This window comes from Sphingomonas sp. (genome assembly GCF_019749955.1).
Classification (GTDB): Bacteria; Pseudomonadota; Alphaproteobacteria; order Sphingomonadales; family Sphingomonadaceae; genus Sphingomonas.
On sequence record NZ_JAIEPC010000064.1, the window covers coordinates 1 to 13,815 of the forward strand.

The 13,815-nt window shown below is 64.8% G+C and carries 11 protein-coding genes and 1 rRNA gene; 4 read left to right on the plus strand and 8 right to left on the minus strand.

Annotated elements, in window-relative coordinates; translation table 11 throughout:
- Positions 1-271: ribosomal RNA gene (locus K2W81_RS12155) — 16S ribosomal RNA — on the minus strand; the annotation flags it as partial.
- A 469-nt stretch (positions 272-740) separates the two neighbouring features.
- Here K2W81_RS12155 and K2W81_RS12160 point away from each other — a divergent pair.
- On the plus strand, positions 741-2,222 hold the full coding sequence (locus K2W81_RS12160; RefSeq protein WP_294104659.1) for a lipopolysaccharide biosynthesis protein: 1,482 nt from the start codon (positions 741-743) through the stop codon (positions 2,220-2,222).
- Between the two features lie 179 nt (positions 2,223-2,401).
- Here the strand turns inward: K2W81_RS12160 and K2W81_RS12165 are convergent, their stop codons facing one another.
- Positions 2,402-2,830, minus strand: coding sequence for a CBS domain-containing protein (locus tag K2W81_RS12165; protein ID WP_294104661.1), 429 nt, complete (start codon positions 2,828-2,830; stop codon positions 2,402-2,404).
- Between the two features lie 90 nt (positions 2,831-2,920).
- On the opposite strand from K2W81_RS12165, the gene K2W81_RS12170 reads away from it, so the two are divergent.
- On the plus strand, positions 2,921-3,202 hold the full coding sequence (locus K2W81_RS12170) for a hypothetical protein (protein ID WP_294104663.1): 282 nt from the start codon (positions 2,921-2,923) through the stop codon (positions 3,200-3,202).
- Here K2W81_RS12170 and K2W81_RS12175 read toward each other — a convergent pair.
- The 6 genes from K2W81_RS12175 to hisS form a co-directional block, all read right to left on the minus strand.
- Positions 3,199-4,878: a hypothetical protein gene (locus K2W81_RS12175; protein WP_294104665.1), complete on the minus strand. Its 1,680-nt coding sequence runs from the start codon at positions 4,876-4,878 to the stop codon at positions 3,199-3,201. The genes K2W81_RS12170 and K2W81_RS12175 overlap by 4 nt on opposite strands.
- Positions 4,879-4,889: 11 nt before the next feature.
- Entirely contained in the window at positions 4,890-6,407 is a 1,518-nt protein-coding gene (locus K2W81_RS12180; RefSeq protein ID WP_294104667.1) for a DUF4139 domain-containing protein, read from the minus strand.
- Positions 6,408-6,486: 79 nt separating this feature from the next.
- A complete protein-coding gene (locus tag K2W81_RS12185; RefSeq protein ID WP_294104669.1) occupies positions 6,487-7,464 on the minus strand; it encodes a DUF4167 domain-containing protein in 978 nt (325 codons plus the stop codon).
- A 257-nt stretch (positions 7,465-7,721) separates the two neighbouring features.
- Positions 7,722-8,534: a peptide chain release factor N(5)-glutamine methyltransferase gene (gene prmC / locus K2W81_RS12190; protein WP_294104822.1), complete on the minus strand. Its 813-nt coding sequence runs from the start codon at positions 8,532-8,534 to the stop codon at positions 7,722-7,724.
- Positions 8,535-8,547: 13 nt separating this feature from the next.
- Positions 8,548-9,627: a peptide chain release factor 1 gene (gene prfA / locus K2W81_RS12195; protein WP_294104671.1), complete on the minus strand. Its 1,080-nt coding sequence runs from the start codon at positions 9,625-9,627 to the stop codon at positions 8,548-8,550.
- Entirely contained in the window at positions 9,624-10,892 is a 1,269-nt protein-coding gene (gene hisS, locus K2W81_RS12200; RefSeq protein WP_294104673.1) for a histidine--tRNA ligase, read from the minus strand. The genes prfA and hisS overlap by 4 nt, the downstream gene beginning before the upstream one ends.
- Positions 10,893-11,031: 139 nt before the next feature.
- On the opposite strand from hisS, the gene K2W81_RS12205 reads away from it, so the two are divergent.
- The gene (locus K2W81_RS12205; protein ID WP_294104675.1) at positions 11,032-11,679 is read left to right on the plus strand and encodes a DUF1345 domain-containing protein; all 648 of its coding nucleotides are present in this window, start codon (positions 11,032-11,034) and stop codon (positions 11,677-11,679) included.
- Positions 11,680-11,901: 222 nt separating this feature from the next.
- Positions 11,902-13,806 carry a peptidase M61 gene (locus tag K2W81_RS12210; RefSeq protein ID WP_294104677.1) on the plus strand — a complete coding sequence of 635 codons (1,905 nt, stop codon included), beginning with the start codon at positions 11,902-11,904 and terminating at the stop codon, positions 13,804-13,806.
- Positions 13,807-13,815 lie beyond the last annotated feature (9 nt).

The following is a 13,815-nucleotide window of genomic DNA, read 5'->3' on the forward strand; positions in this document are numbered from 1 at the left end:
TCCTCTCAGACCAGCTAAGGATCGTCGCCTTGGTGCGCCTTTACCACACCAACTAGCTAATCCTACGCGGGCTCATCCCTTGGCGATAAATCTTTGGACTTACGTCATTATCCGGTATTAGCAGCAATTTCTCGCTGTTATTCCGAACCAAGGGGCAGATTCCCACGCGTTACGCACCCGTGCGCCACTAGACCCGAAGGTCTCGTTCGACTTGCATGTGTTAGGCATGCCGCCAGCGTTCGTTCTGAGCCAGGATCAAACTCTCAAGTTTGATGTTCCACGCCATCGGGGCGGAATGTCCCCGATTGCGCAGCTCATTTCAAGGAGCCGTTCCTGCACAATACATTTCACTGTGGATATGTATTAGGACATTGACCAACGCCCAGGGCGAACCCCGTAGCGTTAAGTCTGTGGAACGGCTTGATTTTACCGAGCACCCGACGCTTGACCGTCGGACCCGGAGCCGCCGCCCACATGTCCCTTCATCTAGACCAACAATGTCAAAGAGCGCAAAAGGCCGACGCCTTCCCGATCCCCTTTTTTGTGGGGGCGGGCTAGCGCCGAAATTTCGGTGACCGCGTTGGCAAACCGTGTGGTTCGTCGCTGCGGTGGAGTGGCTTATATGGCTGGGTCCAAGACCCGTCAACGCCTTTTTGCAATTTTCTTACACTCGCCGCGCTACCCCGCAGAAATGCTAGGGTTTACGCCTCTGTAAGCACCTTGTGGCAAGGCGTTTGGCTATGGAATCGCCCGCCGACTCGCCCCAGATCGATTCGAAATCGTTCGCCGATCAGGTCCGCAGCGCGGTCATCTGGCGCTCGGGCAGCCAGATTCTCGCGCAGATCGTCCAATGGGGCGCGACGTTCCTGGTGATTCGCCTGCTCGCGCCGTCGGATTATGGCCTGTTCGCGATGACGCAGGTGATTCTCTTCCTGCTCAACATGCTCAACGGCTATGGGCTGGCGAGCGGCCTGATCCAGGCCAAGGAGGTCAGCGAGCGCCAGATCCGCCAGCTGTTCGGCATGCTGATCCTCGTCAACCTGACGCTGGCCGGGCTGCAAGTCGCGCTCGCGCCGCTGGCGGCGGCCTATTACCGCCAGCCGCTCGTCGCCGAGATGCTGCGCTGGCAGGCGCTGATCTATCTGGCGACGCCCTTGACCGCGCTGTCCTACGCCCTGCTGTCGCGCCAGATGGAGTATCGGCGGCAAGCGCGCGTCAACATCATTGCCTCGATCGCGAGCGCGAGCACCGCGCTGGGCGGCGCGTTGTTCGGCCTTGGCGTGTGGACATTGGTGGTGGCGCCGATGGTGCTGTTCGCGGTGCGCATGATCGGGATGACCGTCGCCGCGCGCGCCTATTATTGGCCGAGCTTCGATTTCCGCGGTGCCGGCACGCTGGCGCGCTATGGCGGGGTGATGGCGGTCGGCCAGCTGTTCTGGTTCTTCGAAAGCCAGGCCGATGTTTTCATCGCCGGGCGCCAGTTCAACCCGCACTGGCTCGGCATCTATACCGAGAGCCTGTTCCTCGCGCAGGTGTTCGTGTCGAAGATCGTGCCCCCGCTCAACGAAGTCGCTTTCTCGGCCTATGCCCGGCTCCAGCATGACGAAGGCGCGGTCGGGCGGGCCTTTGCGCGCGGCGTGCGCATCGTGATGGTCGCCGCCCTTCCCTTCTACATCGGCCTGGCCGCAACCGCCGAGCCGCTGGTGCTGACGATGCTCGGGCCGAAATGGGTCGAGGGCGTGCCGGTCGTGCGGCTGCTGGCGCTCGCGATGCCCTTCATGACGCTGCACGTGCTGCTGTCGCCGGCGTGCGATGCGATTGGGCGACCCGGGATCAGCGTGCGCAACGGCGCGACCGGCGCCGTGCTGCTGACGGGCGCCTATCTGGTCGGCGTGCAATGGGGGCCGATGGGGCTCGCCTGGGCGTGGCTCGCGGTCTATCCGCTGTATCTGGGGATCAGCCTGTGGCGGTCGCTGCCGGTAATCGGCGTGCGCGCCGACGCGCTGGCGAGTGCGATCCTGCCGCCGCTGCTGGCGGCGATGGGCATGGGGATTGCGGTCGCGCTGCTCGCGCGCCTGCTACCGCCACTGCCGCCGCCGGTGACGCTGCTGATTCTCGTCGCGGCGGGCGGCGCGGTCTATTTCGGCTGGCTCGCCCTCTTCGCGCGCAGCGTCATCGGCGAGCTCAGCGACACAATCCGGCGCCGACCCGCCACGGCTTAGGGTCGCTACGGCGCTGGTTTGTTGAAGTGGGATCGTCTTTGATCCGTTCGCGCTGAGCCTGTCGAAGCACCGCCCTTCTTTTTCCCAGGTCGGGCAAAGGAAGGACGGCCCTTCGACAAGCTCAGGGCAAACGGAGGATATTGGGCCAAGTCAGCGCGAAATCTCACCGGACGGGCGCGTTAGACCGACTGGATATAATCGCGCATCGCGGCGGCATCGGCTTCGATCCGGTCGATCCGGTATTTGACCAGATCGCCGATCGACACAAAGCCAATCAGCGCGCCGCCTTCGACCACCGGCAAGTGGCGGATGCGCCGCCGCGACATCAGCGACAGCGCGCCGAGCACCGAATCATGCAAGCCCACGGTGATCGCTGGCGCGGTCATGGCGCTTGCGACCGACGCCTCGAGCGCCTCGACGCCGCCGTTGTTGAGCGCGTGGATCACGTCGCGTTCGGAAAAAATGCCGATCACGGCGTCGCCTTCGACCACCGGGAGCGCCCCGACACGGCGTTGTGCGAGCGTCGCGGCGGCCTCCATCACGCTTTGGGTCGGCGCAATCGAGATCACCTCGTTGCCCTTACCCGACAATATTGCGGCAATCGTCATGTCTCTCTCCTTGGCCCGCTGCGGTGTTTAACGCGGCACCGAGTCGTTCAGCCGCTTGAGATTCTCACTTTTCGCCGCCAATGGGAAGCGATGGACGATTTGCCTCCGGGTCTGGACGATCCCGACTATGCCGCCTTTGCCTGGGGTCGGTATCGCGCGATCCTGCGCTGGATGGCGCTGGCGACCTGCGTGGTCGTGGCAGCGGGCGTGGTGCTGCTCGATTATCTCTATGGCCCGCTGTCGTGGATCGCGATTGCGGCGGCGGTCGGCGGCTTCGGCGGCACCGCGATGATGACGGCGGCGCTGATGGGGCTGGTGTTCCTCAGCTCAGGCAGCGGCCATGACGAACGGGTGAAGGATTTCGAGGCTTAGCTGGCGTCGCGAATCGTGTAATCGAGCGAGACGCTGCCATTGGCCGGGACCGTGATAGCCCAGAAGGGTTTGCCGTCCTTGGTACCCAGCCGCGCGCTGGGACTTTCGAGGCTGTAGCTGTCGCCGCCGGGCTCGATCCGCGCTTCATAGGCAACCGGCCAGCCATTGGCGTTGGTCACCGTCAGACGGTAGCGATTGCGCCGCCCGTCGCGTGGTGTGACGGGAATGGCTTTGGTCGACACGCCAATATTGGGCGACGGGCCAAGCTTGAACTCGACTTGCTCCCCCACTGCCTTGTCGGCGGTCGAGCTTTCGCCGATCAGAATGGGGCGCGGTCCATTGGCCGCGAACACCACCGCGTGCCCCGCCGGGAGCGGTTCGCCGAGCCCAGCGACCGGCTTGTTCTGCGCGCGAACGATCAGCTGGGTTTGGGACACATCGCCCTGATACACGCGGCTTTCGTAGATCAACGCGACGGCAACCTTGGGCTTGGCGAGAAAGCCGACCTGTTTCTGCGCGTTCGAGGCGACGGTGACGGGGCCGTTCAGGCGGTATAGCTTGAGATCGGCGATGTCTTCACGCTTGGCCCTGGCCCCAGTGACGACGACGCTTTGGGCTTCGTCCGCCACCATACCGCGCACCAACATTGCCATGGGCGCCGGTGGCGGAGGCGGCGCGAAGGCATAGTCGCTGCGGACACGCCCGCCGAGAGGCGGCGGCACCGGGAAGCAGCGCAGATCCAGCGCGCGCGCCGTCGGCGGGGTCGGCGTTTCGGCATCACGGTTCACGCGCCCCGCGATCACCGCCGCGCCGCCGCGAAACGAGGTCGGATCGCTCGACGCAAGCGTGACCCAGGCGAACAGCTCAGCCGAGCGACGATCGGGCGCGAGCTGCACGACATAATCGGCCTGCCAGTCGAACCCGCCCGCGAGATAAGCGAGCGTGATCGTCGCGGTGACGGGTCGGTCGCTGTCGGTCTCGATCGACAAGGTCGGCTTGGCCGACAGCCCCGGCGGCACCGCAGGATAGACGATCGTCTCGTTGAGCCCGGTGCATTTGAGCGCCTCGACCCCGCCGCCGATCGTCACCAGCGCGGCACCATCCGCCGACGAGCGGATCACCGCCTGTTCCTCGGTGACCTTGCCGGTCGCCTTGTTGGTCCGGCGCACCATCACCCGCCGCCCGAGCGCACGGTCGTACAGACTGCGCGGCGACAGCAGATCGGCATCGAGATTTTTCTCGCGCACCCCCGACGGCAACCCCTCGACGATCGCGGTTTCGGGGAAGATATTGCCTGCCACGCCTTCGAACCGCACCACCGCGCGGCCCGCCGGGATCGTCACGGTGCGCTTTTCGGTGATCAGCGCAAAGCCCTGCGGGTTGCCACGGTCGATCGCCTGATCAGCGCCGCGCCCCGGCGCGCGATAGACCGACACCGCAACCGAATCGGGCGCCGCCGAGGTGATGACCGCCGGCGTCGGCGCCTGCGCCGCGAGCGGCGCGGTGAGCACGACCGCCAGGATCACGCCCAGCACGCGCGACAGCGCCACGGCCAGCACTGCCGCCAACCCGAGCGCCAACGCCACGGCCGATCCCAGCGACACCACGACCGACAGCGCCACCGAAAGCATCGGCGCGGGACGGGCAGGGCCAGCGGGGGTCCGATCGCGGCGCACGCCCCGCGCCCTCAGTACCGCGTGTCGAAGCTGACCGTCAGCACCGTCGTCCCATTGGCGGGCACCGGCACATGCCACACCCGCTCGTCGAGCGACTTTTGCTCACCCGGCAGGCTTTCGCTCGGCACGCGCGTGTCGCCCCAATAAGTGTCGAGGCCCGCCTGCGTCACATCGACCGTCACGGCCTCGGGCTTGGCGTTGGTGATCGTGTAGCGCATCGTCGTGCGATAATATTCGCGCTGGCGCTCGACCGTCACGACGCGCGGCGCTTGGCCTTCTTTGGTGATGCGATAGCGCACCGTGCGATCCCATTCGTCGCTCGCGATCTTGTCGCGCTTGACGACTTCAGGCTTCACTTTGACGTCGAACGCGTCGCCGGTCTTGATCGCCAAGGTCGACCCCATCGGCGTGTGGTCGATCGCATTCTCGCCGATGAACTGCGGCTGGCCCTTGGCATCGCGGACATAGACGCGGACCGTGCCCGCCGGCAGCGCATCGCCGAGTCCACCCTCGCGCGAACTTGAAAAGCTATAAGCCGTCTCGGCACTGGTCGGGTCGTCCGACGCGCCGAGCCAATCGTTGCGGAATTGATAGACTTTGCGCGCCGCCACGCCACCGACCGACAGGAAGCTCACCTGCTTCTGCTGGTTCGCCGCCACCGTGGTGCGGTGGCCGAGTGGATAGAGGTAGAAATCCCCCAGCCGCGCGCGGTCCGACGACTCGGTACCGGGCTTGATCAGGGCGCCGTTCGACCCGCGACCATAGCGCCCTTGCTGGTTTGCGCCGCTCGGTTCGCCCGCGACGAGCACCACATCGGCATTGGCGAAGCGTGTCTCGCCGCCATTGTTGAGCGTGATCCAGCCCTGCATGTCGATCGTGCTCTTGGCTTCGTCATAGAGCGCGACATAATCTGCGCGCCAGCTGAGGCCGCCGGTCAGGTAGCTGAGGGTGAGCGGGCGCGCGCCGCTGCGCTTGCTGTCGAGCGTGATCGACAAGGTCGGGCGCGCGCGCAAATTGGGCGGGATCGAATCGAAGATCACCCGCACCGGCAAGCCGTCATCGCGCAGTATTTCGATCCGGTCGCCGATCTTGAGGACCACGCCGCCATTGACCGCGAGCACTTGCGCACGCTCGCGTGTCTCGGCGCCCGTCGCGGGATTGGTGCGCAGCAGCGTCACCGTCTGGCCGACCGCCTTTTCGATCAGCGCATTGGGGCTGAGCAGGTCATAGTCGTAATTCTGTTCGACGATGCCGACATCACCGCCGCTCAGCCGCACCGTTTCGGGGCGGATCTGGCTCGACACATCGGGAAATTCCTGGCGCGACACGCCCGAGGGCAGCGACAATTGGCGCACATCCTGCACCAGCGCGACGCCGTTCGAATAGATGGTGATCGCGACATCGCCCTGCGCGGTGCGCTCGCCCGAAGGCGCAGAGACTGGCTCAGGCGCCGATTGCCCGATCGCGGCCGCCGGAAGGAATGCCAAAACCATCGCCAGCCCGTGCCGCATGTCTGCTCTCCCGATCATTCTGCCCGCGCCTTGGACCCTAGGCGCGGGCTTGGAGCGGTTCAACCGCAGATCGGCTGTCAGCAGGCTGAACGACCCGTCAGTTGGCGGGCGTGCGCTCGCTCGCCGGGGGACGGCCGCGACGACGGCGCGGCTTGGCGTCTTCGCCACTCTCGACCGGCGCGTCCTCGGTGATCGCCGACAGGCTCAGCGCGGGCGGCAGCCGGTCGATTTCGATCGCGGCGGGCTCGAGCTCGGGCGCAGCCTCGATCGGCGCAGCACGGCGCGGACGGCCCCGGCGCGGCCGTTCGGGCTCGGCGTCGGTGTTGGGTGCGGCCATCGGCGCGGCCATCGGGTTGGCGTCGGCGCCGTTTGAGCCCTGCTCGACCGGAGCATAGCTACGCGGCGGCAGCGGCTGGCGCGGCTGATCGCCCCCCTGTGCCTGGCCATTGCCATTATAGTCGCGCGGTTCGTTGCGGTTGCGGTTCTGGTCGCGCGGCTGATCGCGATAGCCGTCGCGTTGCGGGCGCTGGTCGCGGCCCCCCTGATCGCGCGCATTCTGGTCACGGTTGTTGTCGCGCGCTTCGCGATAGCCGTCGTTCGGCTCGCGGTTGCCCCCGTCACGACTAGGGTTGTCACGGTTGCCCCCGTCACGGCTACCATTGTCGCGGTTGCCTTGCTCGCGCCCGTCGCGGCGGTTGCCGTTCGCCTGCTGCGCGCGCTCGCCATCGACACGGTCGTCGGCATAGCTTTCGCCGTCGAAGTCTTCCTCGGGCTCTTCGTCGAACGCTTCATTGGCGCCACCGCGACGCTGCTGATTTTCTTCGAAGCGCGAGCGGTTTTCGTTGAGCACGCGGAAATAATGATCCGCGAATTGCAGATAATATTCGGTGTTGACCCGATCGCCCTGCATCTGCGCGTCGCGCGCCAGCGATTTGTATTTTTCGAGCAACTGGGCGGCATTGCCGCGTGCGCGATTGTCGATGCGATTGCCATTATCGGGGCGTCCCGGATTACCACCCGGTGTGCGCTGCCCACCACGACCGCGACGGCGGCCGGCCTGACGATTATTGATCAAGTCCTGTTGTCCTCGTGCCCTGAAATCAAACTCGGCGGTGCTCCAGAATGCGGATGCATGCCCCTCTGCGCCGCGCACCCCGACCATTCGGAGGGCGACGGCGTGTGCCACGGCCACCGGACGACAGCGGCTTCATGACGAAGGATCGGACAACTGCCCATTTCAACGACTTATGTTGAAAATGCGTGTCCCTTCGCAATCAATAGCGAGTGGCGCGCCAATCGCCAAGCGGAATTATGTGACGATTGTCTTGCACTTCATGGCTGGGCGATGAGGGCGCGCGGCCGATTGCCAAGATCGCGGCGGATATCGGCCTGCATCCCCGCCGCACGCACCAAGGCGGTGACCGCGTCGGCCTGGCTCGCGCCGATTTCGATCACCGCGACGCCGCCGGGCATCAGCAGCCTCGGCAGATCGGGAATGATCACACGGTAGGCGTCGAGCCCGTCGGGGCCGCCGAACAGTGCCTCCGCCGGATCATAGTCGAGCACTTCGCGCGGCAGCGGCTCGACGGTCGCGACATAGGGCGGGTTGGTGAGCACCAGATCGAAGCGCGCGTCGATCGCCTGCGCCCATACCCCCGCGACAATCTCGGCGCGGTCAGCGAGCCCCAGCCGCGCGGCATTGCGCAGCGCATAGCCGCGCGCAGCATCGGACCGCTCGACGCCGACGCCGTGCGCCTTTGGCCATTGATCGAGCGCCGCCAGCAGCAAGGTCCCCGGTCCGGTGCCGAGATCGAGGATGGTGGCGGGGGCGCGCTCGCCGAAATGGGCGACGGCGGCTTCGATCAGCGTTTCGGTGTCGGCGCGCGGGATGAACGCGCCTGGCCCGACTTCGAGGTCGATCGTCCAGAACCCGCGCAGGCCGGTGAGATGCGCGACGGGCTCATGCTGCAAGCGACGCTCGACCAGCGGCGCGAAGCCATCGGGCACAGGATCGTCGAGATTCACCAGCAACATCCGGTTGCGCGGCACGCCGAGCGCATGCGCCATCAGCAGTTCGGCATCGAGGCGGGGTGATTCCGAAATACGCTTAATCTGGGCGGTGGCTTCAACCAGCGCGACCCGCACGAGCAACGGCGTGTCAGCCCTCAAGGCTCGCCAACCGCTCGGCCTCATCCTCCGAAATCAGCGCGCCGATCAGCTCGTCCATTTCACCCTGCAAGATTTCGGGCAGACGGTGGAGCGTCAGGTTGATGCGGTGATCGGTCACGCGCCCTTGCGGGAAGTTGTATGTGCGGATGCGTTCCGACCGATCGCCGGAACCGACCATCGACTTGCGCGCGCCCGCCCGCTCCTGGTGCAGCCGCTCGCGTTCAGCTTCGTAGAGCCTTGTCCGCAGCACTTTCAGCGCCTTGGCCTTGTTCTTGTGCTGCGACTTTTCGTCCTGCTGGATCACCGTGAGCCCGGTCGGGATGTGGACGATCCGCACCGCCGAGTCTGTGGTGTTGACCGACTGGCCGCCCGGCCCCGACGAGCGATAAATGTCGATCCGCAAGTCCTTGGCTTCGTCGATCTTGACGTCGACTTCCTCGGCCTCGGGCAGCACCGCGACGGTTGCGGCGCTGGTGTGGATGCGCCCGCCGGCTTCGGTCGCGGGGACGCGCTGGACGCGGTGGACGCCGCTTTCGAACTTCAGCCGCGCGAACACGCCCTTGCCCTCAACCGAGGCGACGACTTCCTTGTAGCCGCCCATTTCGGAAGGGCTGGCGGAGATCAGCTCGACGCGCCAGCCTTGATTATCAGCATAGCGTTGATACATCCGCAGCAAGTCGCCCGCGAAAAGGGCAGCTTCGTCGCCACCCGTCCCGGCGCGGATTTCGAGCATCGCCGCGCGTTCATCCGCCGCATCGCGTGGCAGCAGCGCGAGCGCGAGATGGCGCTCGGCATCGGGCAGCCGTGTTTTCAAGTCGGCGATTTCCTCGCGCGCAATGTCGCGGATGTCGGGTTCCTCATCGGCCTCAAGCATATGCGTGAGCACGCTGAGTTCAGCGCGCAGCCGCCGCACTTCGTTGGCCGCCTTCACCACAGGTTCGAGCTCGGCATATTCCTTCGACACCGCAACAAAGCGATCCGACGGCAGTTCGCCCGTCGCCATCAGCGCCTGAAGCTCATCCCGGCGCGCAGAGATTTGCGCGATGCGCTCGGGGGAGATGGTGGTCATGGATGCGCGGCCAGCCGCTTGCTGAGATAATCGACCAGGAGCGCTTCCGACACCGCTTCCTGTTCGCCAGTCGCCAAGTCCTTAACAACCGGCAGACTTGCGCCGGTATCATCGCGTCCGGCTACCAGCACTGCAAACTTGGCAGCACGGTTGTCCGCGTCGGAGAACTGATTCTTTACACTCCTGTGCAGGCTCGCATCGGTGCGCAGGCCGCCGTTTCGCAATAGCGCGATCATCCTGATAGCGTGAAAAGTTGCAGCCGCATTCATTTGGATAACGATGATTTGAGGGGCGTCTGCTGCAACAAACTCCGACAACATCGCCAACCGCTCGATACCGGCGGCCCAACCAACACCGGGTGTGGGCTTACCTCCAAGACTCTCGATCAGCCCGTCATAGCGCCCACCGGCGAGCACCGTCCCCTGCGCGCCGAGCCGGTCGGTCACGAATTCGAACGCCGTGTGGCGATAATAATCGAGCCCGCGCACCAGCCGACCGTTGCGCGTCCAGGCGACGCCTGCTGCATCGAGTCCGTTCGTCACGCTATCGAAAAACGCCCCTGCTTCGCTCGTCAGATACGAATCGATGCTGGGTGCGGCTTCGGCGATCGGCCTGTCTTTCGGATCCTTGCTGTCCAAAATGCGCAGCGGATTCTTGTCGAGCCGCGCAAGGCTGTCCTCGCTCAACTCCCCGCGATGCGCCTCGAAATGCGCGACCAGCGCCGCCCGCCACGCATCACGCGTCTCGGCATCGCCGAGCGTATTCAGCTGGAGCGTCACCCCGTCCGAAATCCCCAGCTCGCGGATGAGCTGATCGGCGAACACCAGCAATTCGACATCGGCAGCAGGTTCGGCCGCACCAAGCACTTCGGCGTCGATCTGGTGGAACTGGCGGTAGCGCCCCTTTTGCGGGCGCTCATAACGGAACACCGGGCCGTGCGTGACGAGCTTCAGCGGCGCATATTGCTGCCACCCCTCAGTCAAAAACGCGCGCGCGATCCCCGCCGTGAATTCGGGCCGCAAGGTGATCGAATCACCGCCGCGATCCTCAAACGTGTACATTTCCTTCGACACGACATCGGTCGTCTCGCCCAGCGAGCGCGCGAACACCGCCGTCGCTTCGAACACCGGCAATTCAACCCGCTGGAAACAATAGAGCTTACGCACACGCTCAAAGGCTTCAACGACGCGAGCGAAGCGACGCTGTTCCTCTCCAAAAATATCCTGTGTCCCGCGAATGCGGTTTGGCGTGGTGATCCGGCTCATTAAGCGGCGTTCTCTAGGCGAAAATGTCGCAATTTGCCAATGGGCGAAAATCGTCCGAAACGGACGCATCATGCATCGCTACGGCACGCTTGCCTGCATGGGACTTGCCGATCGCATCGGCAGGACTAAGCCCTGAGTGATGGCCATTTCCCCGATTGCCCGGCTCGGCAACCATATCGCGCCGCCGCGCTTCCTGCTCTTCGCGCTGGCGCTGGTGGTGGGCCTTGGCGTGCTGATCCCCGCGATCGGCTGGTCGCGCGGCACGCTGGTGGCTTTCGACATTGCCAGTGCGTTGTTTCTGGTCGCGATTGCGCCGCTGCTGTGGAGCAAGACCGATCGCATGCGCGAGCACGCGCGCAATAACGACGCCAACCGCACCTTGCTGCTCGGCATCACCGGCCTCGTCTCGCTGGTGATCCTCGTCGCGGTGTTCAGCGAACTCCACGGCAAGCCCAACCCGACGACTGTGGCGCTGGTGGTCGGCACGCTCGCGCTGTCGTGGCTGTTCTCCAACACGATCTACACGCTGCATTACGCCCACCTCTATTACTCCGACGCAGACGGTGAGGATCGCGGCGGCATCGATTTTCCGGGCGATGCCGAACCCAATTACTGGGACTTCGCCTATTTCAGCTTCACGCTCGGCATGACGTTCCAGACGTCGGACGTCGAAATCAGCCACAGCGCGATCCGCCAGACCGTGATCGGCCATTGCCTCGCTGCGTTCGTGTTCAACATCGGCGTGCTGGCGTTTTCGATCAACGTGCTGGGCAGCAGCGGGGGTTAGGCACCTCGAACGTGGGAATCGCCCTCACCCCGCTTGTGCTGAGCTTGTCGAAGCACCGTCCTTCTTCTTCCGGCCGATCGCAAAAGAAGGACGGCCCTTCGACAAGCTCAGGGCAAACGGCGTTAGGGCAGACCACCAAGCTCGAGAATGCCGCCGGGGCTGGACGCCGTGCCACCGGCCTGCCTAAACTTGCGCATCTTCCCGCCTGACCGAAAGCCCGCCATGATCCGCACGCTGACCTTTGCCGCGATCCTGCTCGCGTCGACTGCTGCTCTTGCCGAAAATTCGAAGCCCCAGCCGGTGCCCCATGTCGATACGATCCCGGCGGCGAAGGACATTCCCTATCCCGGCACGATCAGCCTCGCGATCGACGCGACCGATACGCGCCGCGCGATCTTCAAGGTGAAAGAAGTGCTGCCCGTCGCCAAGGCCGGGCATATGGTGCTGCTGTTTCCCAAATGGCTGCCCGGCAATCACTCGCCGACCGGCCAGATCGAAAAGCTCGCCGGGCTGAAGATCAGCGCGAATGGCAAGCCCGTGCCGTGGACGCGCGATCCCGTCGATGTGTTCGCTTTCCACATCGAGGTGCCCGCAGGCGCCAAGGCGCTCGACATCGACTTCCAGTTCCTGTCGGCCACCGCGCCGGGCCAGGGCCGCGTGGTGATGACGCCCAACATGCTCAGCCTGCAATGGCAGTCGATGAGCCTTTATCCGGCGGGCTATTTCACGCGGCAAATCCCGGTCGAGGCGTCGGTGACTTATCCCGAAGGCTGGACCGCCGCCTCGGCGCTGCCGTCGAAGGCCAGCGGCAGCAGCTATCGTTATGACCGCACCAATTATGAAGTGCTGGTCGATTCGCCGGTGATCGCGGGGCGTTACTATAAAGCCTTCCCGCTCCGCCCGCGCGTCACGCTCGACGTGGTCGCCGACACCGCCGCCGAGCTTGCCGCCAAGCCCGAGCAGATCGACGCGCACAAGGCGCTGGTCGATCAGGCCGTGAAAACCTTCGGGTCGCAGCATTACGATAACTATCATTTCCTGCTGTCGATCACCGACGAGCTCGGCGGGATTGGGCTTGAGCATCACCGCAGCTCCGAAAACGGCGTGAAGCCGGGCTATTTCACCGATTGGGAGTCGAGCACGCCCGCGCGCGACCTGCTGCCGCACGAATTCTCGCACAGCTGGGACGGCAAATTCCGCCGCGGCGCCGATCTCTGGACGCCCGATTACCGCACGCCGATGCGCGATTCGCTGCTGTGGGTCTATGAAGGCCAGACGCAATTCTGGGGCTATGTCCTCGCGGCGCGATCGGGCCTCGTCTCGAAGCAGGATACGCTCGATGCCTATGCGCTGGTGCTCGCGAGCCTGGGCAATACCAAGGGGCGTGAGTGGCGGCCGATGGTCGACACCACCAACGACCCGACGATGGCGATGCGCCGCCCCAAGGGCTGGTCGAGCTGGCAGCGCAGCGAGGATTATTACAACGAAGGCCTGCTGGTGTGGATGGAAGTCGATGCGATCCTGCGGCGCCAGTCGAACGGCACCAAGTCGCTCGACGATTTCGCGCAGGCCTTTTTCGGCATCAACGACGGCGACTGGGGCCAGGTGACCTATACGCTCGACGACGTCGTCGCGACGCTCCACAAGCTGGTGCCGCTCTATGACTGGAAGCAGATGCTGACCCAGCGGCTGACCGAAACCGGCGCGCCTGCCCCCTTCGCAGGGTTCATCGCCAATGGCTATCGGCTGGTCTTCACCGACGCGCCGACGCCCTATTTCAAACTCAACGAAAAGGACCGCAAGTTCACCGATCTCAGCTATTCGGTGGGCGTGATCGTCGGCAAGGATGGCGGGCTGGTGTCAGTGGTCTGGGACAGCCCGGCCTTTGCCGCCGGCCTCGACAATGGCGACACGATCACGGGCGTCAACGGCTTCGCCTACTCCCCTGAAAAGCTGAAGGAAGCGATCACCGCGGCCAAGGATGGCGCGCCAATCACCCTGCTCGTCAAAAAGGGCGAGCGGATCGAGACAAGAGTGATCGACTATAAGGGCGGCTTGCGCTATCCGCGCCTCGCCAAGATCGGAACCGGCGAGACCGGGCTCGATCGGCTGCTGACACCGCGATAACAGGAATCC